General features: G+C 53.3%; 27 protein-coding genes. 9 read left to right on the forward strand and 18 right to left on the reverse strand.

Going from position 1 to position 25,947, the window contains the following annotated elements; genetic code table 11:
- Positions 1–37: 37 nt before the first annotated feature.
- From CLV80_RS08700 to CLV80_RS08710, 3 genes are all read left to right on the forward strand, one after another.
- On the forward strand, positions 38–667 hold the full coding sequence (locus CLV80_RS08700) for a queuosine precursor transporter (protein WP_106357042.1): 630 nt from the start codon (positions 38–40) through the stop codon (positions 665–667).
- 336 nt (positions 668–1,003) lie between these two features.
- Positions 1,004–1,417, forward strand: a complete 414-nt coding sequence (arfB, locus tag CLV80_RS08705) for an alternative ribosome rescue aminoacyl-tRNA hydrolase ArfB (protein WP_106357044.1) — start codon at positions 1,004–1,006, stop codon at positions 1,415–1,417.
- 50 nt (positions 1,418–1,467) lie between these two features.
- Positions 1,468–2,955: a P-loop ATPase, Sll1717 family gene (locus CLV80_RS08710; protein WP_106357049.1), complete on the forward strand. Its 1,488-nt coding sequence runs from the start codon at positions 1,468–1,470 to the stop codon at positions 2,953–2,955.
- Between the two features lie 17 nt (positions 2,956–2,972).
- Here CLV80_RS08710 and pncB read toward each other — a convergent pair whose 3' ends face one another.
- The 4 genes from pncB to CLV80_RS08730 all read right to left on the reverse strand — a co-directional run bounded on the left by pncB (position 2,973) and on the right by CLV80_RS08730 (position 6,274).
- Positions 2,973–4,265, reverse strand: coding sequence for a nicotinate phosphoribosyltransferase (gene pncB / locus CLV80_RS08715; RefSeq protein ID WP_106357051.1), 1,293 nt, complete (start codon positions 4,263–4,265; stop codon positions 2,973–2,975).
- Positions 4,266–4,329: 64 nt separating this feature from the next.
- Complete coding sequence (gene pncA, locus CLV80_RS08720; protein ID WP_106357054.1) at positions 4,330–4,923, reverse strand: bifunctional nicotinamidase/pyrazinamidase; 594 nt, start codon at positions 4,921–4,923, stop codon at positions 4,330–4,332.
- A 10-nt stretch (positions 4,924–4,933) separates the two neighbouring features.
- Positions 4,934–5,440 (reverse strand): P-loop NTPase family protein, encoded by a 507-nt coding sequence (locus tag CLV80_RS08725; protein WP_243394479.1) that lies wholly within the window; start codon positions 5,438–5,440, stop codon positions 4,934–4,936.
- A 51-nt stretch (positions 5,441–5,491) separates the two neighbouring features.
- Entirely contained in the window at positions 5,492–6,274 is a 783-nt protein-coding gene (locus CLV80_RS08730; protein ID WP_106357058.1) for a metallophosphoesterase, read from the reverse strand.
- Between the two features lie 117 nt (positions 6,275–6,391).
- Between CLV80_RS08730 and CLV80_RS08735 the strand changes: the two genes are divergently transcribed.
- The 3 genes from CLV80_RS08735 (at position 6,392) to CLV80_RS08745 (ending at position 9,868) form a co-directional block, all read left to right on the forward strand.
- The gene (locus tag CLV80_RS08735; protein WP_106357597.1) at positions 6,392–7,636 is read left to right on the forward strand and encodes an Hsp70 family protein; all 1,245 of its coding nucleotides are present in this window, start codon (positions 6,392–6,394) and stop codon (positions 7,634–7,636) included.
- A gap of 26 nt (positions 7,637–7,662) precedes the next feature.
- The gene (trhO, locus tag CLV80_RS08740; protein ID WP_106357061.1) at positions 7,663–8,571 is read left to right on the forward strand and encodes an oxygen-dependent tRNA uridine(34) hydroxylase TrhO; all 909 of its coding nucleotides are present in this window, start codon (positions 7,663–7,665) and stop codon (positions 8,569–8,571) included.
- 67 nt (positions 8,572–8,638) lie between these two features.
- On the forward strand, positions 8,639–9,868 hold the full coding sequence (locus tag CLV80_RS08745; RefSeq protein ID WP_106357063.1) for an APC family permease: 1,230 nt from the start codon (positions 8,639–8,641) through the stop codon (positions 9,866–9,868).
- Here CLV80_RS08745 and CLV80_RS08750 read toward each other — a convergent pair.
- Positions 9,865–10,002 (reverse strand): hypothetical protein, encoded by a 138-nt coding sequence (locus tag CLV80_RS08750; RefSeq protein ID WP_207766543.1) that lies wholly within the window; start codon positions 10,000–10,002, stop codon positions 9,865–9,867. The two genes, CLV80_RS08745 and CLV80_RS08750, sit on opposite strands and share 4 nt — an antisense overlap.
- Positions 10,003–10,112: 110 nt before the next feature.
- Here CLV80_RS08750 and CLV80_RS08755 point away from each other — a divergent pair, with 110 nt between their 5' ends.
- A complete protein-coding gene (locus CLV80_RS08755) occupies positions 10,113–11,171 on the forward strand; it encodes an AbrB family protein (protein WP_106357066.1) in 1,059 nt (352 codons plus the stop codon).
- Between the two features lie 90 nt (positions 11,172–11,261).
- On the opposite strand, the gene CLV80_RS08760 is transcribed toward CLV80_RS08755, so the two are convergent.
- From CLV80_RS08760 to CLV80_RS08770, 3 genes are all read right to left on the reverse strand, one after another.
- Entirely contained in the window at positions 11,262–11,735 is a 474-nt protein-coding gene (locus CLV80_RS08760) for a GNAT family N-acetyltransferase (RefSeq protein ID WP_106357069.1), read from the reverse strand.
- Positions 11,736–12,006: 271 nt separating this feature from the next.
- The gene (gyrB, locus tag CLV80_RS08765; protein WP_106357071.1) at positions 12,007–14,421 is read right to left on the reverse strand and encodes a DNA topoisomerase (ATP-hydrolyzing) subunit B; all 2,415 of its coding nucleotides are present in this window, start codon (positions 14,419–14,421) and stop codon (positions 12,007–12,009) included.
- A 107-nt stretch (positions 14,422–14,528) separates the two neighbouring features.
- A complete protein-coding gene (locus tag CLV80_RS08770) occupies positions 14,529–15,119 on the reverse strand; it encodes an NAD(P)H-dependent oxidoreductase (protein ID WP_106357073.1) in 591 nt (196 codons plus the stop codon).
- A gap of 102 nt (positions 15,120–15,221) precedes the next feature.
- Between CLV80_RS08770 and CLV80_RS08775 the strand changes: the two genes are divergently transcribed.
- Positions 15,222–15,821: a TetR/AcrR family transcriptional regulator gene (locus tag CLV80_RS08775; protein ID WP_106357600.1), complete on the forward strand. Its 600-nt coding sequence runs from the start codon at positions 15,222–15,224 to the stop codon at positions 15,819–15,821.
- Here the strand turns inward: CLV80_RS08775 and CLV80_RS08780 are convergent.
- The 10 genes from CLV80_RS08780 to mutM all read right to left on the reverse strand — a co-directional run bounded on the left by CLV80_RS08780 (position 15,805) and on the right by mutM (position 24,978).
- Positions 15,805–16,425: a LysE family translocator gene (locus CLV80_RS08780; RefSeq protein ID WP_106357075.1), complete on the reverse strand. Its 621-nt coding sequence runs from the start codon at positions 16,423–16,425 to the stop codon at positions 15,805–15,807. The two genes, CLV80_RS08775 and CLV80_RS08780, sit on opposite strands and share 17 nt — an antisense overlap.
- Positions 16,425–16,958, reverse strand: coding sequence for a GNAT family N-acetyltransferase (locus CLV80_RS08785; RefSeq protein ID WP_106357077.1), 534 nt, complete (start codon positions 16,956–16,958; stop codon positions 16,425–16,427). Before CLV80_RS08785 ends, CLV80_RS08780 begins: the two co-directional genes overlap by 1 nt.
- Positions 16,955–17,383 (reverse strand): VOC family protein, encoded by a 429-nt coding sequence (locus CLV80_RS08790; RefSeq protein WP_106357079.1) that lies wholly within the window; start codon positions 17,381–17,383, stop codon positions 16,955–16,957. The genes CLV80_RS08785 and CLV80_RS08790 overlap by 4 nt, the downstream gene beginning before the upstream one ends.
- The gene (gene recF, locus CLV80_RS08795) at positions 17,380–18,480 is read right to left on the reverse strand and encodes a DNA replication/repair protein RecF (protein WP_106357081.1); all 1,101 of its coding nucleotides are present in this window, start codon (positions 18,478–18,480) and stop codon (positions 17,380–17,382) included. The genes CLV80_RS08790 and recF overlap by 4 nt, the downstream gene beginning before the upstream one ends.
- A gap of 60 nt (positions 18,481–18,540) precedes the next feature.
- The gene (dnaN, locus tag CLV80_RS08800) at positions 18,541–19,659 is read right to left on the reverse strand and encodes a DNA polymerase III subunit beta (protein ID WP_106357083.1); all 1,119 of its coding nucleotides are present in this window, start codon (positions 19,657–19,659) and stop codon (positions 18,541–18,543) included.
- A gap of 125 nt (positions 19,660–19,784) precedes the next feature.
- The gene (dnaA, locus tag CLV80_RS08805) at positions 19,785–21,134 is read right to left on the reverse strand and encodes a chromosomal replication initiator protein DnaA (RefSeq protein ID WP_106357086.1); all 1,350 of its coding nucleotides are present in this window, start codon (positions 21,132–21,134) and stop codon (positions 19,785–19,787) included.
- Positions 21,135–21,743: 609 nt separating this feature from the next.
- The gene (gene rpsT / locus CLV80_RS08810) at positions 21,744–22,007 is read right to left on the reverse strand and encodes a 30S ribosomal protein S20 (protein WP_106357089.1); all 264 of its coding nucleotides are present in this window, start codon (positions 22,005–22,007) and stop codon (positions 21,744–21,746) included.
- Positions 22,008–22,166: 159 nt separating this feature from the next.
- Positions 22,167–23,114, reverse strand: coding sequence for a type IV pili methyl-accepting chemotaxis transducer N-terminal domain-containing protein (locus CLV80_RS08815; RefSeq protein WP_165793351.1), 948 nt, complete (start codon positions 23,112–23,114; stop codon positions 22,167–22,169).
- 173 nt (positions 23,115–23,287) lie between these two features.
- The gene (locus CLV80_RS08820; protein WP_106357094.1) at positions 23,288–24,064 is read right to left on the reverse strand and encodes an enoyl-CoA hydratase; all 777 of its coding nucleotides are present in this window, start codon (positions 24,062–24,064) and stop codon (positions 23,288–23,290) included.
- A gap of 62 nt (positions 24,065–24,126) precedes the next feature.
- Positions 24,127–24,978, reverse strand: coding sequence for a bifunctional DNA-formamidopyrimidine glycosylase/DNA-(apurinic or apyrimidinic site) lyase (gene mutM, locus CLV80_RS08825; RefSeq protein ID WP_106357096.1), 852 nt, complete (start codon positions 24,976–24,978; stop codon positions 24,127–24,129).
- Positions 24,979–25,193: 215 nt separating this feature from the next.
- Between mutM and ubiE the strand changes: the two genes are divergently transcribed.
- Positions 25,194–25,946 carry a bifunctional demethylmenaquinone methyltransferase/2-methoxy-6-polyprenyl-1,4-benzoquinol methylase UbiE gene (gene ubiE, locus CLV80_RS08830; protein ID WP_106357098.1) on the forward strand — a complete coding sequence of 251 codons (753 nt, stop codon included), beginning with the start codon at positions 25,194–25,196 and terminating at the stop codon, positions 25,944–25,946.
- The last annotated feature ends 1 nt before the right edge of the window (position 25,947 follow it).

Here is a 25,947-nt window from a genome sequence, read left to right on the forward strand (position 1 = left end):
GCCAAGTGCCGCACCCTTGTCAAAACGGAAACCTGACATGACACGTATTCTTCCCGGCGTTATCGCCATGGCCACAATTGTTGTGGCATCCAACATTCTTGTACAATTCCTGATCCTTGACGGGCTGCTCACGTGGGGTGCTTTCACTTATCCGTTCGCGTTCCTTGTGACCGATGTGATGAACCGCGTTTACGGCGTGTCCGCTGCGCGCAAGGTTGTGTTCGTGGGTTTGATCGTTGGGATCGTCTGTAGCCTTATCGGATCGCAGATCATGTTAGAGTTCGGGCCGGCCGTTCCGGTGCGTGTCGCGATTGCGTCGGCGACGGCATTCATCATCGCGCAATTGCTGGATATCGCTGTGTTCAACCGGCTGCGTGACGGGTCTTGGTGGAAGGCACCGCTGGGCAGCACTCTCGTAAGCTCTTCTTTTGACACGGTTATTTTCTTTTCGATTGCGTTTGCGGCGGCTTTCAATGGGTTTAGCGCGGCTGCGGCGGATCAGATTATGTGGGCGCAGGACGCTGTGCCGTTCCTGAATGCTGGGCCGCTTGTGCCGCTTTGGGTGTCACTGGCTGTGGCGGATTGGGGGGTGAAGCTGACTATCGCTTTGGTTGCTTTGGTGCCATTTCGCATCATTGTTGGGCGGATCACGCGGCAAAACACTTAAACGCGACCAGTGGTATATTTTTACTTGAAATATACAAAATCTGTGCGAACCTACCTTTAGGCGAAATTTTTGAAAGGAGGTGATCCAGTGCATCATGAGGTATTGGAGAAGTGTGTCGGGACAACTTGTGGGGGTCGCAGCTAGGGCAGCCCTTGGCTGAGAAGATCACAAGGTGGAGATCCTAACCGACCCACCTCCGAAAATCAGAGAAGGGCTATCCCAACGCCGGGGTAGCCCTTTTTCATTGGTTTTTAGGCGTATGTTTGGCGTACACACAGCGTACAGACAGCGTATGTACTGCGTACGGCCAAGTAATTTGAGAACAAGCGAGGGGCCATGCGGGTCAACGATCAGATCGAAATCGCCGATTGGGAACTGACCGAAAGCTTTACGCGCGCGTCCGGGCCGGGCGGGCAGAACGTGAACAAAGTATCCACGGCGGTCGAGTTGCGGTTCGAGGCGGCGCGGTCACCCAACCTGCCCGACCCCGTGAAAAACCGACTGCGGCGGCTGGCGGGGCAACGGTGGACGAAAGACGGGGCGATTGTGATCTTTGTGCAGGAAACCCGGTCCCAAGCCCGCAACCGCGAAATCGCACGGGAGCGTCTGGCCGAACTGATCCTAAAAGCAACCGAGCGACCCAAACGCCGCGTCGCAACCAAACCAACCTATGGGTCCGTCAAACGCAGACTCGCAGGGAAGAAAGCGCGTGGTGAGGTGAAGGCGTTAAGAGGGAAGGTTGAGGAGTGACAATGCTATCTTACCTGATAGCATCCGTCCTATAGTAGTAGGGAAATGTAATGAAGATACGTGATTTTAACTTTGGCGACTATTCGGGCATGCGCGAGTACAACAGAAATCCAGAGTTTTTCATGAACTCTTTTATAACTCCCGGCCTATTCTCACTGAACTCCCTACAGAACGGTGCAAATAATATTCTAGTTGGCCGAAAAGGCACAGGCAAATCGTCTTGCTGCTTGGCCCTTGCTCACATGAAAAAAGCTGAGGGGTACTTATCAACATTTTACAACTTTTCAGATGATTTGAATCGCAACGATCTAAAAGAAGCCGTCCAAACTCAAGCATTAGACCTTAAAGACGTCGCGGGCCTGACTAAGCTCTTTGATTCGATAAGTAGCTTTTATGATTTTAGAGATTTATGGAAGCGGCGAGTTATTTCACAAATTGGAAAACGCATTACAGATAGCGGCAAAAAATCTACCTTTACTGATTTTGCCACCAGCGTTCACCTCGCCGAAACAAGCATAACCAGCGGCGTTGGAAAAGGGCTTGTAATTGACAAACCTAAGATGACTGGCAAGCTAGCTGAAATGCTAAATTCGCTTTTCCCCGATAGAGCTACAATGAGTCTTCGAGATTTCAATAGCATCGGATTGGATTTGTTAAAGCAATGCCATTCAGATGTAAAACACTACTTCTTTTTTGATGAATTAAACCTAAGCCACACCAAGTCAGATTCGTCAGAATACGAAACTCTTCTAGCGCTAGTAAGGGATATTATCAGAGCAGCTTGCGAGCTTAATGACTTTTTTTCAATGAATAATATAGATGTTCATATCATTTGTTCCATTCGGCCAGAAGTTCGAAATGAAATTATTTCTCGAGACAACGAATTAAGCAAAATTATTGATTCAAATTTCGTAAGTTTAAGCTGGCCAAACCATGCTAAGGTAGAAAATCCATTAATTGAGTTGATGTTAAAGAAAATGCAGTTCGGTGGCGATTTTTCTGAGGTACCAACCACTCTAATCCCTGAAAAAGTGTACAATGTCGTTGAACAGAAAGACGTTCTTTTCCCACAATACTTATTAAATTTAACTTGGTACCGGCCAAGAGATGTCATCAGGGTGCTGAAGTGCTATCAAATCACAAATGGGAATATGGCATCTCTCTTCGAAAAAGGTGATGATCAGCTAAAATTTTTAAAAGAATATTCTAGGGTCAGCTTCCAAGATACTGTCGCAGAATTGGAAGTGAAGTATTCAAAAGAGATAATAAAAGAGTTGTTCTTGAGAATTAAGAAACCTGCCTTCAGAGACAAGAACGAGTTACTGGCTCACCTTGATGTACTCTCGAACAGAGTGCCATCGCTTGACGAACTCATTAAAGACCTTTTTGATACAGGTGTTATTTTAAATTACCAGAGCGGCAATGGCGGGTTTAGCATCTTGGCGTCCTACCGTGATGACGCTGAATTGGACCCTTCTCTTCGCATTATCATTCACCGCGGACTGCGATCGCACTTGAATATTTCTTTCAACAATTAGAACCGCTGAGCTACACCCTAAACCACCACCTCAACCCGCTCTTGCTCGCCCACGCCAAATACCTGTTTGTAGCGTGCGATTTCCTCGGATGGTCCCATCGCTTTGTTGGGGTTGTCCGACAGTTTCACGGTGGGGCGTCCGTTGGCCGCGACGGCTTTGCACACGAGGCTGAACGGCGCGAGCGCGTCGCCTGCGGATAGCCCCTTGAAGTCGTTGGTCATCATTGTCCCCCAACCAAAGGACACCCGCACGCGCCCGGCGAATTGGCTATGCAGTTCGAGGATTTTATCCACGTCCAGCCCATCCGAGAAGATGACGAGCTTTTTCGTCGGGTCTTCGCCACGGGATTTCCACCAGTTGATCGCGTTTTCGGCCCCGGTGGCCGGGTCTCCGCTGTCGATCCGCATTCCTGTCCAGCCCGCGAGCCAATCGGGCGCCCGGTCAAGGAACCCTTTGGTTCCGAATGTGTCGGGCAGGATGATCCGTAGGTTGCCGTCGTGCTCTTCTTGCCAGTCGGACAGCACGTCGTAGGGCGATTGCAGCAGTTGCGCGTCTGTATCGGCGAGCGCGGCATAGACCATGGGCAATTCATGGGCGTTTGTGCCGATGGCCTCGATCTCTCGCATCATGGCGATCCGGCAGTTTGACGTGCCGGTAAAGCTGTTGCCGAGCCCTTCCATCATCGCCTGCACGCACCAATCCTGCCAGAGGTATGAATGCCGGCGGCGCGTACCGAAGTCGGCGAGTTTCAGGCCCTCGATTGGTCGCAGTTGTTCGACCTTTTCCCACAGTTTCGTCATGGCGCGGGCGTAGAGCACCTGAAGTTCAAACCGCCCCATGTCGCGCAGCACGGCCCGCGACCGTAGTTCCATGATCGTCGCAAGCGCGGGGATTTCCCACAGCATGACCTCGGGCCAAGAGCCTTCGAAGGTGAGTTCGTACTGCCCGTCCTTTTTCTCGAGGTGGTAAGGGGGGAGTTGGAGGTTCTCGAACCACTCCATAAAATCAGGCCGGAACATTTGCCGTTTACCGTAGAAGGTGTTGCCGCGCAGCCAAGTGGATTCACCGCGCGTCAGCCGCAGAGAGCGGATGTGGTCAAGCTGCTCGCGCAGTTCGCCTTCGTCGATCAGTTCGGCCAGCCGGATGGTTTTGGTCCGGTTGATCAGGGAAAAGGTGACTTGGGTGTTTGGATGGTTCCGAAACACCGACTGGCACATCAGCAGCTTGTAGAAATCCGTATCGATGAGCGACCGCACGATCGGGTCGATCTTCCATTTGTGGTTCCAGACTCGTGTTGCGATATCGACCATTGATTTAGCCCCCCGTTTTTACGCGTTAGAGCAATTGGTTGACGGGGTGGCAAGGCCTAGTTTGTTACGCGATTGTTACGCCTGCGGCGATCATCCCGTCGCGCGCAGCCTGAAGTGACCCGTCAAAGTCGATGGCGCGGCAGAGGTCCATTTGAACGGTGACGTTGAACCCAAGCTTGGCCGCGTCCACGGCTGAGTAGTTAACGCAAAAGTCTGTGGCCAGCCCGACCATCGTGAGTGTGTCGATGCCGCGTGTCCGCAGATACCCTTCGAGTCCCGTTGGTGTTTTGTGGTCGTTTTCAAAGAACGCGGAGTAGCTGTCGATGGCGGGATTGTAGCCTTTGCGGATAATCATGTCGGCCCGGTCCACGGTCAGGTTCGGGTGGAAATTCGCGCCGACTGATCCTTGGATACAGTGATCGGGCCAAAGCACCTGTGGGCCGTAGGGCATTTCGGTCAGCGACATTGGTTCGGCATCATGGCTCGATGCAAAAGAAGAATGCCCAGCTGGGTGCCAGTCTTGGGTCAGGATGACTGCGTCAAAGTCATTCATCGCAGCGTTGATCCCCGATACGATTTCATCGCCACCAGCGACGGCCAGTGCTCCGCCGGGGCAAAAGTCGTTTTGTACGTCGATCACAAGAAGGGCGTGCGTCATGTCGGGTCTCCTATTTTGTGGATAGGCTAGCAATATACGCGCGGACCTGCGAGCGGCTTTGTAGACGATGAACGGACAAATGTGGGTGTTCTGCAATTAACCGCTGGATCCTTGCCCGCGTCCGACGCCGAGAGCTGAATATCCAACGCCAAAAGGCAAAGGTTTCTTGCTGGAACACCTCGGGGCAGTCTTTGGTCATGTCGGGTCGTGTTTGCCCATAGTCCCTCTGCAATCGCCGCACGACACGCCAAAACCGCAGCATAACGGGTAGGTCTAACCAAACGAGCGTATCCGCCCGGCTCGCGCGATTATCGTAGGTCGCGGAAAAGCCGCCTTCGAATATCCATGTTTCGCGCGCCTCAACAGCGCAGGCCATTTGTACGCGTTCATCCATGTCACGCTGCACCCAACCGGGCATCCAGTGGATTTGATCCATGTGAAAGATTGGCAGCCCCGTCCGTTCGCCCAGTATCCGGGCGAGCGTACTTTTGCCGGAACCAGGCCCACCTGTAATCATGACGCGCTGCATGGGGAATTGGTATCGCTGAGGTGTCACATTGAAAAGCTGTTAACTGTGAACTCCAGTCTCGTAGTTGCAAAACTGCGTATATTGCAGCGTTACGTGGCCATTCCAAATATCAATCACACCGTATTGCGGGGCTTCTTTCGCAGGAGAGAAGCTATCCCAATCCCATCGTGGGTTTGGCGCAGGTGCCTGATATGACACGGCCCCAATTGTCGCGTAAGGCAGCCCGCCGATGGTACCTGCCGTTGGTCGATGCACATGCCCAAGAAACAGGTGCTTCACGTTTTTATACCAACCTATCATATCGAGAAACTGATCCCCCGACTGCATCATCAGCAGGTCTTGCATTGGTAAGCCCAGCGTCATGGGCGGATGATGCATGAATAAATAGGCAGGTTTATCCCCCAAATCAGCAAGCGTTTCGCAGAGCCAAGCCCGGCGCGCCGCACAGAATTCGCCACAATCTGAACCTTCTTTTTTGGTATCAAGGCAAATTACCGCAAAACTGGGCAATTCGACAAAGTACTGCACAAAGTCATCCATACAGTTGTTCGGCAATGGACGGCTTTTGCGCAAAGCGTCCCGGCTATCATGATTGCCGGTTAAAGGCAGAACAGGAATTGAGAACGTATCTAGTTGTTTTGCAAGGGCCGAATAGCTTTGTTCGTTATCCGCCATATCACCGGTAATCACCACAAACGCCGCATCGTTATGGTGTTCGTTAATATGCGCAATCGCTGCCTCTAGCCGAATTCGCGGATTGTGCCCCTGCACATCGCCTAGATCGCGATAGTGAAGATCAGATAACCATAGAATTTTTGTCATGAAGGCTCCCAATTAGAGCTACAACCTATGCGCGATTTCCAAAAACGTCGAGGGCTTGACGACAAGTTTGTAATCGCGTACCTCGCCCGCCTTTCATTTAAGCAGCAGGAGGCGCAAATGGCGGTTTTGGGTATCGACTTTGGAACCTCGAATACGGCGGCGGGTGTGCTGGCTGGGGATCGTCCGTTTTTGATCGAGGTTGAGCCGGGGCGCACGACGCTGCCGACCTCGGTGTTTTTTGATTATGACCGCAAGGTCACGACCTATGGGTCGGTTGCGAATGCTGCATTGATTGATGGCCGCGAAGGCCGATTTATGCGTGCGTTGAAGTCCGTTTTGGGCACGCCGTTGATGCGGGAAAAGCGTCAGGTTGCATATGAGCGTCTGACCCTGATCGAAGTCGTCGCGCGTTTTTTGCGCATGATCCGCGAAAGAGCCGAGGCAGCGACAGGTCAAACCTATGACGTGGCCCTTTCCGGTCGTCCGGTGCGGTTTCATTCATCTGATGACGCGCGCAATGCGCAAGCCGAGGTCGATCTGCGCGAGGCCTATATGATCGCGGGCTTTAAGGACGTTCATTTTATGTACGAGCCCGAAGCCGCGGCGTTGGCCAGTGGTCCGCTTGATGCCGGTACACTGGGTCTGATCGTGGATATTGGTGGTGGTACATCGGATTTCTCGGTCTTTGAGCGCGATGGCGACAATACCCGCGTGATTGCCAGCCACGGTGTGCGTGTCGGCGGTACGGATTTTGACCGTGCGATTAGCATTGATCAGGTCATGCCGTTGTTGGGTCGTGGCGCAGAGGTGCGCAATGCGATGGGCTCTGGTCGTCACATCGCGCCGAACGCGATCTTTAATGATCTCGCGACTTGGCAGAAAATCCCGTTCACCTATACGCCCGAAAACAAACGTATGGCTGCGGATTTCGCAAAGCTGGGCATTGATCCTGCGCTATTCGCGCGGCTTCATACGGTTCTGGATATGGAATTGGGGCATGATATTGCCTTTGCCGTTGAGGCCGGGAAAATCCACATCAACAAACCGGATGTGGACGAGGCCGGGATTGATCTGCGTGTCGTTGAGCGTGAGCTATGGGCGCGGTTTAGCAAGCTGCAGCTGGGTGCGATCCTGACGGATCATGCGGATGAGATCAGCACTTGCGCGACTGAAACCCTGCGCATGGCGGATGTAAGCCCCGGTCAAATTGGCAAGATCGTCTTTGTTGGCGGGTCGAGCCTGCTGCATGTGGTTGAGAATGCCATGACCACGATCTTCCCTCATGCAGCGCTGGAACGTGCCGAAGCCTTTACCGCTGTGGCCGATGGCCTTGCGATTGCGGCATCGCGTCCCTTGCCCTAACAAAACAACAGGATTATCTGATCCCTATGTATACAGTAGCTGCACTATATCACTTTACCCGCTTTGATGACCCTGCCGCGTTGCAAGGGCCGCTTTTGGACCTGTGCAAATCGCAAGGGATCAGCGGCACGTTGTTGCTCGCCAAAGAGGGTATCAACGGCACCATCGCTGGTAGCCGCGCTGGGATTGATGCGGTCATCGCGCATATTCAATCCTTGCCTGGCTGTGCCGATTTCGAGTGGAAAGAAAGCACGGCAAGCGTGCCCCCGTTCCACCGTATGAAAGTCCGCCTGAAGCGCGAGATCGTGACCATGGGCCAGCCTGATGTTGACCCGATTGCGAATGGCACGGGGCATTATGTTGATGCGGCCGATTGGAACGAACTGATCAGCGCGCCCGATGTGGCCGTGATTGATACACGCAATGATTACGAGGTTGCGATTGGTACGTTTGACGGGGCGATTGACCCGCTGACCAAATCCTTTGGCGAATTCCCTGCGTGGTGGGAAGAAAACAAGCATCGCTTTCATAACAAGCGTATTGCGATGTTCTGCACCGGCGGCATTCGTTGCGAAAAATCCACGAACTTTCTGATGGGCCAAGGTGTTGAGGATGTTTACCACCTGAAGGGTGGCATTCTGAAATACCTTGAGGAAGTCCCTCAAGAGCAAAGCAAGTGGGACGGCGAATGTTTCGTCTTTGACGCCCGCGTGAGCGTTGGTCATGAGTTGAAGGAAGGCCCGCATGTGTTGTGCTATGCCTGCCGCCGCCCGATCCTGCCCGAAGATCGCAATCGCGCTGAATTCGAAGAAGGCGTCGCATGTCACCAATGTGCGCATGAGACCACCGAAGAAGACAAAACCCGTTTCCGCGAGCGTCAAAAGCAGATCGCGCTCGCGAAGAAGCGCGGCACGCATCACATCGGCGGCCTGTGATCTGAATCAAGACTTGGGGTGCGGTGTTGCCATAGGCTGACATCGCACAACCAAGGAAACGCGCCCTATGCCATCAGATACGACGACACCCGAGCTGCGCCGCGCAATCGGTTTGCCGCTACTTGTTCTTTACGGTCTGGGCATCACCATTGGGGCTGGCATCTATGTCCTGATCGGCGAGGCAGCGGCGGCGGCTGGTGTCTATGCCCCCGCCGCGTTCTTGGTCGCCGCTGGCGTGATGACCTTTAGCGCGCTTAGCTTTGCCGAGTTTTCGGGTCGCATTCCGTTAAGTGCGGGCGAGGCGGTTTATGTCGAAGCTGGCTTTGGTTGGTCGTGGCTTACGCTTGGTGTTGGCCTATCCATCATCTTTGCCGCGACGATCGCGGGTGCTGCGATCAGTTTAGGGTGTGCGGGATATGTGGCCGAATTGGTCCCCCTACCCGAACCTATAATTGTCACGGCGATCATTCTGACTATGGGTTGGATTGCGGCGAAGGGCGTACAGGAATCTGTCACCTTTGCCGGGGTGCTTACCGTGATTGAGATTCTGGGACTCTTGGTCATTATCTATGCCGGGTATCGCGTTGACCCCGCAATGATGGCTGAAATCAATACTGTCATTCCACCGATTTCAGACGGTTTTGCAATGACTGGGGTGCTTAGCGCCAGCCTGATTGCCTTTTTTGCGTTCATTGGGTTCGACAACGTCGTGAACCTCGCTGAAGAAGCAAGGAACCCTCGCAAGATTATGCCTTGGGCCATAGGGATTTCGTTGGCCGTTGTGACGGTCATCTATTTCTTTGTCATGCTGGTCGCCGTTCGCGCGCTGCCCCAAGAAGAGCTAATCGCGTCCAAAGCCCCGATTGGCCTTTTGTTCGAACGCTTAACGGGCATGTCCCCGTTTGCGATTACGTTGATCGCCATTGTCGCCACAATGAACGGCGTCGTGATTGAGATCATCATGGCTGCACGCGTGGCATATGGCCTTGCGAAAGGTGGCAAGCTTCCAACGGTCTTAGGACGCGTCGACCCAAAGCGCCGCACACCACTTAATGCTACCATCATCATTACAAGTGCCATGCTGGTATCGGCACTGATCGTTCCGCTGGATTTTCTGGTCTCGCTGACTTCACAAATCATTCTAGCGATATTTGTGTTGGTCAATATGGCGCTGGTACGCGTGAAATGGCGCGGCGACCCCGTGCCGGACGGCATTTTTACCGTGCCAATCTTTATCCCGGTCATCGGCGCGATCAGCTGCTTGTTCTTGTTGATCGGCCCGATCTGGATCAACTAGTCCGCTGGCTTTTCATAGACTGACACATGGAATTTGCTTTCGGCAGTAAAGGCGGATTTATCCCAACCACCCCAACGATGCTTTAACCGCAGCCCCGCAAGCCGCGCGACCAGAGCTGGACCAAAGTTTTCCATCAATTCGTCTTTCTAAAAATACATGCACCGACTGCATAGCCGCCACACGTTGACCCTACGATACGCGCGGCATATTGCAACTGTGTACCCCATTGCCAAAAGGACGAAAAATGCCCCTGACCGATCAACGTGTTGCTGGGCTAAGCACCCAAATGCTGGCCTTGTTGATCGGGATTATTGGTGGTGTTGCTGCCTATTCGGTTGGGTTGCCGCTGCCTTGGATGTTGGGTCCGATGATCGGTAATACGATTGCGGCAATGGGCCATTTACCCGTACGAGCGCCAGCGCGTTTGCGCCCTGTGGTCATTCCTGTGATCGGAGTTTTGCTGGGGTCTGGCGTGACTGCCGAAGTGTTCGGGCTACTGCAGTCATGGATTTTGACGCTGCTTTTGTTACCAGTGTTTTTGGCTTGCGCATCTGCGGCGTCGTTTACTGTATATCGTCGGTTAGGCGGCTATGACACGGTCACAGCGTTTTATGCCGCGATGCCCGGCGGTATTAACGAAATGCTGATGCTGGGCGCCGAAGCGGGTGGTGACGAACGCAGGATCGCGCTCGCCCATGCGGCCCGTATTTTGGTGGTTATTGTGTTTGTCGCGCTTTTCTTTGGGCTGGTTTTGGGAGTGACAAGCGGATCACCAAGCGCGTCGAATTGGGTGCAATTGGATGCGCTGACATGGGCGGATTATGCCATTTTGGGCGTTTGCGCGGTGGCTGGCACATGGCTTGGCAACCGCATTGGCCTGCCTGCGGCACCTGTGTTTGGCCCCATGATCCTAAGTGGTGCAGCCCATATCATTGGGTGGGTCACGGTCGCGCCGCCGACCCTGCTGATCATCATCGCGCAGATCACGATTGGTACGATCATCGGCACACGTTTTGCCGGTTCAAGCGTGGCAGAGGTTGGTCGCGACCTTGCGCTGGCGGCGATGGCGTCGCTTGCGATGTTGGTCGTGGCGGTGGTGTTTGCTGTGATTATTGCTTGGCCGAATGGCATCCCAACAAGCCAAGCCTTCCTTGCCTATTCACCCGGAGGCCTGACCGAGATGTCTTTGCTTGCGCTCGCGCTGGACCAAGACGTGACCTATGTGTCGGTGATGCATATCTTTCGGATCACGCTGGTCATTGCGATTGCGCCAGTTGTTTTCGCCAAATGGCGCAAAGACTGATGGCTCTATAAACGTTGGGGTCGGCATCATAACGTGATGCACCGTTATGTCGGACGTAGTTTCGTTTCGGTTTCCATGCCAATGATCACCTCAGCGTCGTTTGGAAAGTGAACTCCGATAGACAACAAATTCTGTGTTCTCGGCCATCCTGTCGTAAAGCTTCATTGCCGTTTGGTTGGATGCGTGCGTGTGCCAGTAGACCCCTCGCGTTCCAGCAAGTCTTGCTCGCTCGTAGAATTCGGTCACTAACTGACGACCTATGCCCAATCCACGCATCTTGGAATCGGAAAAAAGGTCTTGAAGGTAACAGGTATTTTCAATCGTGATCGTGTTTCGGTGAAAGATGTAATGAGCGAGGCCGACAAGATTCCCTGCCTGCTCTGCCACGAGGCAAAACACCTGCTCGTTCGGGTCAAAGAACCGCCGCCAAGTCGATTTAATGATAGCGTCAGATAGGGCGGTTGGACCTTCTCGTCCGTAAAAGGCGTTGTATTGCCCCCACAGTGATCTCCATTGATCATAGTCAGTCTCGGCGACATCTCGAATGCTGATCGCGTGCTCCAAATTTAGAAAGCTCCATCAACGGCTCTTTGCGAAGAACAAACCCAATAAGCAGACACTAACCGCGTCGCGAAAGGCCGTATATACACTCAGTAGGTTCGGCAACCAAATTACTGTTTGCAAACCGGTGACGCCAAAGCGGGCCCCTACAGTCGAACGCCTGACAGAAACATTTGTGATTAACGTCTAATTCTTCGCCGGCATTTTTTGAGACCAAATTCTGCGAAACGAAGTATCATGGGCAGCGCGAAGTATTATGCGCTGCCCACAACAATTAGAAATCCAAATGTTCCACGTTCAGCGCGTTGTTTTGGATAAATTCGCGACGTGGTTCGACCACGTCACCCATTAGCTTGGTGAATAGATCGTCGGCTTCGGCGACATCTTCGACTTTCACTTGCAGCAGGGTGCGTGCATCCGGGTCAAGCGTGGTTTCCCATAGCTGATCAGGGTTCATCTCGCCCAGACCTTTGTAGCGTTGCAGCGACAGGCCTTTTTCACCTTCTTCAAGGATTGCCTTGAGCAGGTCCAACGGTCCGTGGATCAGCTGGCTGCGGTCCTTGCGTACCAATGTGGCGGGTAGATTGTAGACGTCTTGCAGGCTTTGCGTGAACGTCCCGGTGCGACGCGCCTCGCCAGAGCGCAGCATGCCACCGTCAAGTGTACGCACTTCCTCGACCCCACGCAGGATACGCGCGAGACGCATGCCTTTGTCTTGGGTAATCCGGCCTTGCCAGCCGCGTTCCCATTCGAGCGCAATCAGGTTCAGGCGGTCCGCAACGCGGTCTGCCGTACCTTGTAGGTCACTTTCAAGAACACCAGGCACAAAGGCACCTGCGATTGCGGCCTGTTCAAGAATATGGCGTGGATAATGGGTTGGGAATGCATCCAGAACACGCTTGAGCTGGCGGGCTTCGTCAACGATACGGCGCAGATCGGCACCCGCGATTTCTTCGCCGTTGCCTTGGCGTAGAATCGCACCATCAATGCCCTGTTCGATAAGGTATTCATCCATCGCGGCCTGATCTTTCAGGTACACTTCGGATTTGCCGCGCGACACTTTGTAAAGCGGTGGCTGCGCGATATAAAGATACCCACCTTCGATCAGTTCTGGCATCTGACGGAAGAAGAACGTCAGCAAAAGCGTACGGATGTGGGCGCCGTCGACGTCAGCATCGGTCATGATGATGACTTTGTGATAGCGCAGCTTATCGATGTTGAATTCGTCGCGCCCGATGCCTGTACCCAGCGCCATCACCAGCGTACCGATTTCCTGAGAGTTCAGCATCCGATCGAAACGTGCGCGTTCAACGTTCAGGATTTTACCTTTTAGCGGCAAAATCGCTTGTGTCTGACGATCACGGCCCGTTTGTGCGGAACCACCAGCAGAGTCACCCTCCACTAGGAAGACTTCGGTTTTCGACGGGTCTTTTTCAGAACAGTCTTTGAGCTTGGATGCGTTAAAGTTCACGTCCATCGCCGATTTGCGTCGAATTTCGCGGGCTTTACGTGCGGCCTCTCGGGCTGCCGCAGCTTCGACGATTTTGCTGATGATCGACTTGGCAACGGCTGGGTTTTCTTCGAACCATTCGTTCAGCTTTTCACCCATCAAGTTTTCAACGGCTGGGCGTACTTCGGAACTGACCAGTTTGTCTTTGGTCTGCGACGAGAATTTCGGATCGGGTACTTTGACAGACAGCACGCAGGTCAAACCTTCACGGGCGTCGTCGCCTGTCAGTGAAACCTTTTCCTTTTTGGAAATCCCGGTTTCAGTCGCATACTTCGTGATCGCGCGGGTGAGTGCGCCACGGAAACCGGCAAGGTGTGTACCGCCGTCGCGCTGTGGGATGTTGTTGGTGAATGGCAGCACCATTTCGTTATAGCTGTCGTTCCACCACATCGCGACTTCGACACCGATATCGTCACGTTCGCCGGTCACATAAATGGGTTCTTCCATCAGTGGCGTTTTGGAGCGGTCGAGGTATTTAACGAATTCTTTGACGCCGCCTTCGTAGAACAGGTCTGCCTTCAAAGGCTCGGCCGGGCGCAAATCTTCGAGGATGATCCGCACGCCAGAGTTCAGGAACGCAAGTTCGCGCAGACGCTTTTCTAGCGTGTGGAATTCAAAATCGCGGTTGCTGAATGTCTCGGTCGAGGCAAGGAATGTGACCTCGGTCCCTTTGCGACCATCGGCATCGCCCATGACCTTTAGGTGTTCAGTGGTAAAGCCGCCTTCGAACCGGGCGTAGTGTTCTTTGCCATCGCGCCAAATGCGCAGTTCAAGGAAATCAGACAGGGCGTTCACAACCGAAACACCCACGCCGTGCAGACCGCCAGATACCTTGTAAGAATTGCTGTCGAACTTACCACCAGCGTGGAGCTGGGTCATGATAACTTCGGCTGCGGAAACGCCTTCTTCTTCGTGGATGCCCACGGGAATTCCGCGCCCGTTATCACCGACGGTGACTGAGCCATCAGCGTTAATTTTTACGTAAACATGGTCCGCGTGACCAGCGAGCGCCTCATCAATGCCGTTGTCCACGACTTCGTACACCATGTGGTGCAGGCCAGAGCCATCGTCTGTGTCCCCGATATACATTCCGGGGCGCTTGCGAACTGCCTCTAAGCCCTTGAGAACTTTGATCGAATCGGCGCCGTATTCTTCTGGATTTTTATTGTCGTCGACCATGTAACTTTTCCCGTGTCTTTATGCGCAAAATATATGCGGTTTACGGAAGTTTGTCACGCAAATGACACAAGATTTTGTGGTTTTAGGCGGAGTTTGGAGTGCGCCCGCTATGCCGCCCTTTTTCCAATTGTTTCAACCTTGGCAAACCAGCCTTTGACCTTTGCCTCTGACGCTTCGCTTGCTCCTGAAAAATAAGTGTAGCGCGTTGGCTTGATCCCCACGAAACCCATGATCTGTTTGTTTGTTTGGTGCAAGATCGCGTTGCGGTAGATTAGGCGTTCGAACCAGCGTGGCGTGTCGGATGTCATGATGATGCGCGCGGTTTTTCCCGTTAGCATTGGGGTCGGCATTCCCAACTTTTTTACCCTTGTGTTAAACGTTCGACCCGGTAGGAATGAGCGATCGAAAAGCCCTTTCAGTTTTGCAGGTAACCCGCCCCACCACATTGGCGTCGCCACCACGAAATGTTCGGCCCATTCCAAGTCAGCCAAGAAGGTTTCGAGGTCGGGTTCGAGGGGTTTGGCGTTTTCGTAGCCCGCAAACCCATAATCAATGTCGAACGACATTTCAGGCAGGTGGTGCAGGCGCACGGCATTGCCAGCATCACGGGCAGCCGCCGCATATTTTTCAGAAAACTGGCGCGACAGTGAGGTCGGACCAGGATGCCCATTGAGCACGATAATACGTCTTTGTGTCATAACGAATCCTTAAAATTGACTATGGTCATTTTCATAGCGTCAAAAGATGACCGCGGTCAATTAAAATTTGACCACGGTCAAAATACTGGTATTCTACCGTTCATGGAAGCACGCCCCCCACAAAAGCGCCGCATCGCGACGCGCCAAAGATTGATTGAAGCAGCCAGCGAAATCGTCGCAGAATCTGGCTTTGCCGCTTTGCGTGTTGAAGATGTGGTTGCCCGTGCAAAGGTCGCCAAGGGGACGTTCTTTTCGCATTTCGAAGACAAAGACCGCCTCATGGCATTGCTGATCGGTCAAGAAATGGACCGCATTCTGAAACAAATTGCGCAGGCGCCTGCCCCGGATACAGTTGACGGCTTTGGCCCGGCGCTCGCGCCGCTTATGGGTTATATGGGCCAAAACCGTGTCGTATTTGATGTCGTGATCAGGTTTTCAGGCGCAGCGGCGATTGAAACGACAGAGCTGATTTCGGTGAACTTCATGGAACAAGTCATGCTGTTTGCGAAATGGGTCGAGAGGTTGCAACCGCACATCGTACGCAGCGATGTCGATGCGATGTTATTGGCCGAGGGCATTCAGGCGTTCATTATCCAAGCCATCGCTTTGGAATTTTGCGCGTTGCACAACAGCGTTGATGTTCAGGATCGGCTTGCGCCTTACCTTCGCGCTTGGCTCGCGGTGCCTAAGTCAACGCGATAACGCAGGCGACTCCGATCAGTAGCCAGCCGGCTGACAAGTTCAATCGCCGGACCGCTGTGGGGGATTTTAGGAACCCGCGTACGCGGTCGACGGATAGTGCCAAAATCAGGTTTCCGGTCAGTGGAACAACAAAGCTAAGCGTGCAGATCGCAATGATATCTAGCGTTGTCATTTGGGTCAGATCAAAGAACCCCGGCAGGATGCCCATGTAGAACAGCGCGGCCTTTGGGTTGCCGATAATGACCGCTAGCCCTGCTAAGAACCCAGCCCACATGCCGGGACGTGTAAGACGACTGTTGCTGCTGAGTGACTTGTCAGCGTTCTTAATTAGCAGAGCGCCCATGAGTAGAAAAACAATCACCGCAACCCAGCGCAGCACATCCATGAAACCTGCGAATTCGGACACCAACCAGCTAACGCCCAAGACGGCGACCAAAGGCCAGAGGATATCACCGATGGCGACGCCCATCGCCAGTGGCCAAGCTGCCTGAAAACCACCCGACATTGACCGGGCCAGCAGCGCGACCCAAACCGGACCGGGGGTAAGGAACAAAACAAAGAGCGCCGAGGCATAGAGCATGAGCTCGTAAGGGCTGATCGTCATTAAAATTCATGCCCCATAAGGTCGATTTCGGCAGCGTCATCCCAATCCAAATGACCTGTGGGTGCAACCATAAAGCCGCTGTCCGGTGCTGTAGTGACCGCAGACGAATGACCGTCTTTTAAGTCCAATTGGCGTAGTTGGTTTTGCGCCCTACGAAATCCATAGCGGTTGTAATGCGCGGGATCGCCAAAAAGCAGCGCAAACTGTGCTTGGCTGTCTTGTGCGATTTGTAGCGATTGCGTGATCAGCGTGCGTGCAATGCCTTGGCCCCGATGCGTACTGGCTGTGGCGACCTCGGCCAGACCAATGATCGGGATCAACTGACCACGCGATTGAATAGCGCGGTACAGCAGGGCCACATGCCCAGCCAATACATCCCCATCACGCGCCAAAAGGCGTAGGTGGTGCCGTTGCCGATAGTAAGATCGTCCACCGAACCCAGAAACAAACGCAGCCATCAACAGCGCCGCGATTTCAGCGTCAGTCTGCGGCGTCAGATCAAGTTCATTGATGGTTTCGATGGATATCGTCATGGGGTTGGTAAGGTCAGGCTACCATCCTCATTGAGCGGCCAGAACGGGTTGTGTGCGACCTCCCAGACGTGGCCGTCTGGGTCTGCGTAGTAGCCGGAATAACCGCCCCAAAACACCTTTTCCGGTGCCTTAAGTGCAGTCGCTCCTGCCGCAAGTGCAGCAGAATAAGCCGCATCAACCTCGGCTTCGGTTTCGAAATTTTGCGCAAGTGTCATGGCGCCAGTGCCCAGTTTGGCGTCAGGTCGTCCTTGGTCCTTGGCCAGTGGTTCTAACCCAAAGAACCCCAGCACCATGCCGTTGATTTGGTAGAACACTACACCTTCTGTTTCGGAATGCAGGGTCCAGCCGAGCGTACCGTAAAATGATTTCGCCCGTTCTAGATCTGCTACCCCAAGGGTAATCAATGTCACGCGCTGCGGTGTCATAGGCTTTCCTTTCGGGTCAGGGTCGATTGCCCTTCGATTTCAGTTACTTCGGCGTATTGGGCGCGGTCGCCTAGTTCAGCAAATAGCTCTGGCCCCGTTCCGGTCATAAATGCCTGTGCGCCGAGGCTGCATATTTCATCATAAAGCGCTGCCCGGCGCGTTGCGTCAAGGTGGGCGGCGACTTCGTCCAGCAGCAGGATCGGCGGTGCGCCAAAATCGCGGGCAAGTGCACGACCATTGGCAAGGAACAAGCTGATCAACAGCGCCTTTTGTTCACCGGTCGAGCAATCCTTTGCGTCGACGCCTTTATCCGCGAATACGGCGTGCAAATCAGCGCGGTGTGGCCCGATCAAGGTGCGCCCTGCCGCCATATCACGCCCACGATTATTTGCGAATGCCGCCTGCAGGTCATCGGGAATTGGGTCCGGGCTGGTCAGCGTCAGATCTGCGGTTGGAAAGGCTGTGGTCGTGGCCTGTTGTGCGGCGGTCAGTTCGGCGATGGCGCGCTGACGGTTGGCTTGGATCGCTGTGCCCGCCTCTGCCATTTGGGATTCGAGAGCCGTGTACCAATGTGAGTCGCGCACCATGTCTTTTAGCAGGCGATTCCGTTCCCGCATTGCCTTTTCGTATGACAGGACTGCATCGGCATGGCTTGGTTCAAAACTAAGCGTCGCGCGGTCAAGGAACCGACGCCGCCCTTCGGCCCCTTCGATCCAAAGCCGATCCATCGAAGGCACCAGCCATAAGATGCGCCCGATCCGGCCAAGCGCGACCTGCGCCGATGCCTTGCCATCAATGCGCAATTGGCGGGCGCTGCCTGCTTCGGCCCAGGTTTCTAGTTCATGGGTCTGGTGCAGTGATTGCAGGACTGAAGTGACCTTCCAACCGAGCGCCTCTGGCCGGCGTGTCAGATCATCCGCCGCTGCACGACGCAGACCGCGACCGGGCGACAACAGTGAAACAGCTTCGATGAGGTTGGTTTTGCCCGCGCCGTTGGGTCCAAAAATGGCCAATGGGCGCGGATCAAGCTCTAACACCGCCCGCTTGTGCGATCGAAAGTGCGACAGCACCAGTTCTGAGATAGCGAGCTTAGTCATATCTGGCCGCAAGGGTTTGCATGAAACCCTTGCGCAATGTTTCTACGAAACCTGTCCGCTTCAAACGCGCATCGGCATGACGACGTAGACGGCAGACATGTCGTTGCCTTCGCGCATCAGCGTCGGATCACCTGACGAGTTGAACATGAAAACAGCATTCTCGCGATCAACTTGGCTGGCGATTTCCAGCAGGTATTTCGCGTTGAAGCCAATTTCCAGACGCTCATCGCCGTAGGCAACAGCCAGCTCTTCTTCGGCTGCACCGCTGTCAGGTGAGTTCACGGAAAGGATCAGGCGGTCTTCGTCGAGTGACAGTTTTACCGCGCGCGAACGCTCGGATGATACTGTTGCCACACGGTCGACGGCCTTTGCGAATTCGCTGGCGTCGACTTCCATCTTGCGTGTGTTTCCTTGCGGAATGACACGTGTGTAGTCTGGGAATGTCCCGTCGATGACCTTTGAGATCAGCGTGATGTCAGGTGTCGCAAAGCGGATCTTTGTCTCGGACACGGACACGGCGATTTGCATATCGTCGTCATCAAGCAGCTTGCGCAACTCGCCGACTGTCTTGCGTGGAACGATGACGCCAGCCATCTCGGCTGCGCCTTCGGGCAGTTCCGCATCAATGCGTGCCAAACGGTGACCATCGGTCGCCACGCAGCGCAGCACCTTACCGCCGTCGCCATCAGCGACGTGCATGTAAACGCCGTTCAGGTAGTAACGGGTTTCTTCGGTTGAGATGGCGAATTTGGATTTGTCGAAAAGGCGACGCAGAACCGGCGCAGGTGCCGAGAAGTTCGCAGCATATTCAGACGTTGCCATGACTGGAAAGTCTTCTTTTGGCAGCGTTGCGAGCGAGAAATTTGAACGCCCAGCCTCAATTGTTAGGCGGCCAGATGCGCTATCTTCGGTCAGTGATACCAAGGCCCCATCGGGCAATTTGCGCACGATTTCGTTCAGCGTCACGGCAGACACGGTGGTCGCACCGGCGCGTTCAACCATTGCTGGGGCGCGGTCAACGACCTCGATATCTAGATCGGTCGCCCGGAACTGGACAGAGTCACCTTCGGCTTCGATCAGCACGTTTGCTAGGATCGGAATTGTATTGCGCCGTTCAACAACTGATTGGGCTTGTGCGACGGCCTTAAGGAGGGCTCCGCGTTCGATGCTGATTTTCATGTCCCAATGCTCCGCATATCTTGGTGGCAAGAGCCACCGGGACGGAAAATGTACTGTATTTTCCGTGGGGCTCAAGCGTTTTGTTGGACTGTTGACGATGGGCGCACCGGCGTCAAGCGCTGGACTTATTCTTCCAGCGCGCGACGCAGCAATTCAAGATCGTCTGCGATCTGACTATCGGTGACTTTCAGTTCTTCGATCCGGCGCACACCATGCATGACTGTGGTGTGATCGCGGCCACCAAAACGGCGTCCGATTTCAGGCAATGAACGGCTGGTCATTGTTTTGGCCAGATACATCGCGACCTGACGTGGGCGTGCATAGTTGCGCACGCGCTTTGGACCGATCATGTCGGACAGGCGGATGTTGTAGTGTTCAGATACTTTGCGCTGGATTTCTTCGACGGTGACTTTGCGATCTGATGCTTTGAGAACATCGGACAGGCAGTCTTGGGTCAGTTCCAGTGTGATTTCACGACCAACAAGCGACGCGAATGCGAACAGGCGGGTCAATGCGCCCTCAAGAACGCGCACGTTGGTTGAAATACGGTGTGCAAGGAATTCCAGAACGCCAGGTGCGATCGCCAGATCAGGATATTGCGCGGCGTAAACTTCGACTTTGGACTGAAGGATGCCAAGGCGCAGTTCGTAGTCAGTCGGGTGCAGGTCAACGACCAGACCACACTGCAGACGCGACTTAATACGCTCTTCAAGGTCTTTGATTTCACCGGGGGCACGGTCAGCCGAGATGATGATCTGTTTTTGACCATCAACAAGCGCGTTGAACGTGTGAAAGAATTCTTCTTGAGTGCTGTCTTTGCCACCGATGAACTGAACATCGTCGACCATCAGAACATCAACCGAACGGAACAGCTGTTTAAAGTCCATCATCTTGCGTTCACGCAAGGCAGTGATGAAACGGTACATGAACTGTTCTGCGGAGAGATAAAGTACGTTTAGCTCTGGTGAGCGTAGCTTTAGTTCATTTGCGATGGCGTGCATGAGGTGGGTTTTACCAAGACCAACGCCACCATAAAGGAACAGCGGGTTGAATGTGACAGGGCCACCATCCGCAACACGGCGTGCAGCGGCGTGCGCCAATTCGTTTGGTTTACCAACAACAAACGTGTCGAACGTAAAACGCGAATCGATTGGTGAGCCAGAGATTTCTTGGGTCGATGTCGGCTTTGGCGCAGGTGCGGCTGTTGGGGTAGCAGCCGCAACGGTGCGCGTTTGAGACTGAACCGTGAATTCCAAACGGCGTACTGATTCGCCCATCTGATTCATGTGATAGATGATCTGATCACCAAAGTTTTGCGACACGTAGTTACCGATAAAATTTGTCGGTACATGAAATGTCATAACGCCAGCATTTAGTTTCGAAAATTCGAGCGGTTGTATCCAACTTGAAAAGTTGTTCGCGCCCAATGCGCCCTTAAGTTTCGTCTGTACCGTCGCCCAAGTATCGTTCGTCATCTTGTATCTCTGTCCCCAAACACATGCCGTTCATCTCGCGAAGCGAGCCTCGCTTGCACTTCACAATCAATCCATTTGGACAACAGAAATCTCGTGCTTGAGTGCACCACTCAAACAAGGTCTCTGTTACCAAATCCATAGGCCTGAACGCACAAGCCGACGACAGTCGGGCTCAGGCGTCTGAGCGGCAGACAAAAGAACAAGAACCGCAAAATTACCAAAGAGCAGCCTCTGGCAACCGTACAGACACAAAACCAGCCCAGCAGTATCAGTTGATACAAATCCTGCCTGCCAGCGTTGCATGAAGTTTGGCAAAGAAATTCTTTATACGTTCATCTAAACGACGGACGCACAGTGTTTTTTCGATGCAAACTCTTCATGTCCCCCCGGAACGATGTGAATCGCTTGGCTAAACTAGCAAGCTCTCTGCGGACGCTTCAACACAACATCGCGCTTGACTCTAAGATTGCGTGAAAAGAATCTAACGGGCCGCTGAAATCACACAAAATAAGCGCAAACGGACAACACTCGCACAAAAAAGGGCATGCCCTGAACAGGCATGCCCTTTAGCAGTAATCCGCCGCTCTTTACTGAGCGGAGCAGATAAATTTAGCCGATTGCTTTGACGCGAGACGCCAAGCGAGAGATTTTACGAGCAGCTGTGTTCTTGTGAACAACGCCTTTTGTAACACCGCGCATCAGCTCTGGCTGTGCAGCTTTCAGTGCAGCAGCGGCTGCATCTTTGTCGCCTGATGCAATCGCTTCTTCAACGAAACGCAGGTACGTGCGGATACGTGAACGGCGCATTTTATTTACTGCAAAGCGGGCTTCGTTTTGACGGGCGCGTTTTTTCGCCTGTGGTGTGTTTGCCATTTGGTCTTTCCCTTCGTCGGGTCAAATTAAAATTCAATAGCGCAATAAGCCCCGACCGGGTTCAGAACCGGTTGATCTGGCCAAAGCGGGCCTCACACGCATGTATGAGGCGCCGCATAAGCCAGATTCCCTAGCAATGCAACGCCATTTTGACCTGCGTTAGTACACGCGTTTGGAATATGTTTGGTAAAGCACTTCAAGTTCTTCAACCTTATGCAGCTTAACCGCTAACAAGTGATACAGATCAGCACGATCTGCGATGCTCATCTCTGCACCCGATATCGCGGCCTCTAGGTATCCGCTGATAACAGCCCAATCCGCGGCGACGAATTCTAGATTGTGTGCGATTTCCGGCGTAGGGGCGGGCTTAATCCCTAATTCTGGCATTCCATTGGTCAATGCATGCATGCCAGCTTCGAACTGAGAAATTGTTTTTTGAAGATCCGCGATCAATGCTTCGCTTCCGTCACCCGACCAGATCCGACATGCTTCATAGGCCATGCGCTGTGTCATCATTGCCAACCGGCCCGACACCTCAAGAAGTAATACATCGGACTGAAGCAGTTCTACAGGGTTAGAATATTCGGCCTCGATCTCGCTCAGCAGATGATAGGTCGCATCCAAAAGCGTATCAGCGGCATCGAAGATCGTTGTAACGGCAGCTTCATCGCTGGGGTCATCCAACACAGTAAGCGCCGCGTTCTGAATTGGCCCCCATGTGGCGATCAATTCTTCGATCTCTACGGTCACCCGATGCAAGCGTTCTGCACCGATAATTCCCAATGTTTCGTCACCATTCAACAATGCAAACAGCGCCGTATCAAACTGCGTAATGCTAGAGCGCAAAAGATCGGATGCTTCATCAACGCCTACATTGTGATGAAGATAGCAAACTGCGGCTGGAATTTCTTGGGATAAGGTCCGCACCAAATCTGCAGCGATAACGCGGTTTGCTGCACCCATATCGATGATGATGTCGGTTTGTTCAGCAAGAACAATCTGTTCGGGAATGGGAGGCGATGTTTTCCCGGCAAGCAGTGAATTGGGAAGCAGAGCAATCAGCGTACTCAGTAAAAAGGCAGACTTCTTTAGCGGCAAAACGGTCATTTCGTTCCTTATCTTAGATCCTGGCATTGCGCCTATGGACTCAGGGTTGATAAGGGATATCACCCCACAACCATGAGAACACATTGGGGCAAAAAAAGGTAATCGATACGGCAAAACAGTGACCTGCCGGGCGCGCCAAAGCGCATAGGTGGGTACGTGGGAAAGAAGGTATGCTAGCGGTCGCGGAACTGCGGTTCACGCTTCTCTAGGAACGCGGCCATGCCTTCGGACTGGTCATCCGTCGCAAACAGCGACTGGAAAACACGACGTTCATAGTTCAGCCCCTCGGCTAACGTCGTTTCATAAGCGCGATTAACTGCTTCTTTTGCAGCAATCGTCGCAACTCGTGATTTTTCGGCGATCTTTTCCGCAGTAGAACGTGCTTCGGACAATAGCTTTTTCGCAGGAACGACGCGGCTCACAAGTCCGCTACGTTCGGCCTCATCGGCGTCCATGAAACGACCGGTCAGGTGCATTTCCATCGACTTCGACTTACCGACAAAACGCGTCAAACGCTGTGTGCCACCAATCCCGGCGATTACACCAAGGTTGATTTCAGGCTGTCCGAATTTCGCGTTGTCCGCGGCAATAATGAAATCACACATCATCGCCAGTTCGCAGCCACCGCCCAGCGCATAGCCTGCGACAGCGGCGATGATCGGTTTGCGGGTGCGGTTAAAACGGTCGGTTTCGTTTTCGAAGAAACGTGAAGTGTACATTTCAACGAATGTCTTGTCAGACATTTCTGCGATATCCGCGCCAGCGGCAAATGCCTTTTCCGACCCCGTAATCACAATACAGCGCACCTTGTCGTTTGCGTCTGCTTCTTCAAGTGCGGTGCACAGTTCACACAACAGTTGGCTATTCAGCGCATTCATCGCATTTGGGCGGTTCAGAGTGATAGTCGCTACAGAATCGCTAACGTCTACGATGATTTTCTCAAAAGCCATTCGTGTACTTCCTGTTTCCCCAGATTACCTTAGTGATTAGCAAAGGTTACACGTGGTGCAAGTTATCTTTGGCATTGCGGGCAAAAAAAGGAAGAACGACCCGACTGTACGATTCGCTGAATTGTCTTTTTACATCCGTCGGTTACGCACAGTTTTCCTTCTTGGTCATAGACCTGAAAGACATGCTGAAAATATCCCAGCTCTCCATCGGATTGCCGATAATCGCGCAACGATGACCCGCCTGCGGCGATTGCTTCGGATAGAACCTCGCGAATAACGGGAACCAAGCTGGCGATCCGTTTGGCACTGATTTGGCTTGCTTTGCGCGCGGGGTGAATGCCTGTGCGAAATAGGACCTCGCAAACGTAGATATTACCTAAGCCCGCGACGATTCCTTGATCAAGAAGCGCAGATTTAATCGGGCTGTTTTTACGTTTAAGTCGTTCAACCAAGTAAGTTTCGTCGAATGCGTTGCCCAGCGGCTCTGGCCCGATGTCACGGATCAGCCAGTGGTCTTCTTGTGTGGCCGTATCCAACAGATCCATCGCGCCAAACCGACGCGCATCGTTAAAGGTGATCCGCGCACCGTTTTCCATGTGAAGCACGACATGGTCATGTTTGGCGGGAACAGGATGCGGATGATGAAATTCACCAACCTTTACGCCAGACACCAACATCCGGCCTGACATCCCCAGATGGATCAGCAGCGTCTCACCGCTATCTAGATCAGCCAAGATGTATTTGGATCGCCTACGCAGCCCAAGCACACGTTTGCCTGTCAGTCGCGCCGACATGTTTTCCGGAAACGGCCAACGCAGATCAGGGCGGTTAATATCGGCTTGCGCAATCACCTGCCCTTCCATTGCGGGGGCGATGCCAGCTTTGACGGTTTCAACTTCGGGAAGTTCGGGCATTAGATCCTGTTATTCTTTGCGATTTGTTCCCTTGCATATGTAAGGAAGGGACGGATGCCGACAAGGTATTTCATCACCTCGGTCTTTCTGCCGCTCTCTAATCGCGGGATATGAATGCAATACCCGTTACTGACCTCCCGTGTCACATTGACAGTTTGTCTATTGGACCAAGTCCGTATAACCCGTTTGGGACAGTATTCGGGCGAAAGAATGACATGACCGACAAGCCAGAGAACACCACCCACTTTGGGTTTGAAACCGTACCCGAGGGCGAAAAAGCAGGCCGCGTGCAGGGCGTGTTTTCCTCGGTGGCAAGCAAATACGACATTATGAACGATGTGATGTCGGTTGGTATCCACCGCGTTTGGAAAGACGCGATGATGGATTGGCTTGCCCCTCGCCCCGGCCAACGGTTGTTGGATGTTGCTGGCGGCACTGGTGATATTTCATTCCGGTTCCTGAAACGTGCGGGCCACGGGCATTCCACTGTTTTGGACATTACTGAATCCATGCTTGTCGAAGGCCGCAAACGCGCCGAGGCAGAACGCATGTCAGACAGTCTTGATTGGGTGGTTGGCGATGCGATGGCGCTGCCGTTCGAATCGAACACCTTTGATGTTTACACGATCAGCTTTGGCATCCGGAACGTCACCCGCCCCCAAGAGGCATTAAACGAGGCTTACCGCGTGTTAAAACCGGGTGGTCGCTTGATGGTTCTGGAATTTAGCCAACTGCCGAACCCGATGATGCAGGCCGCATATGATGCTTATTCGTTCAATGTCATCCCGCAAATGGGCCAGCTGATCGCCGGGGACCGAGACAGTTATCAATATCTTGTGGAATCTATCCGCAACTTCCCAGACCAAGACACGTTCCTAGACATGGTGGGCAAAGCGGGCTTTGGGAATGCAAAGTATCGCAACCTGTCGCTTGGCATTGCGGCGCTGCATTCGGGTTGGAAACTGTAAT

It is taken from the genome of Yoonia maritima (genome assembly GCF_003003285.1).
Taxonomy (GTDB): Bacteria; Pseudomonadota; Alphaproteobacteria; order Rhodobacterales; family Rhodobacteraceae; genus Yoonia; species Yoonia maritima.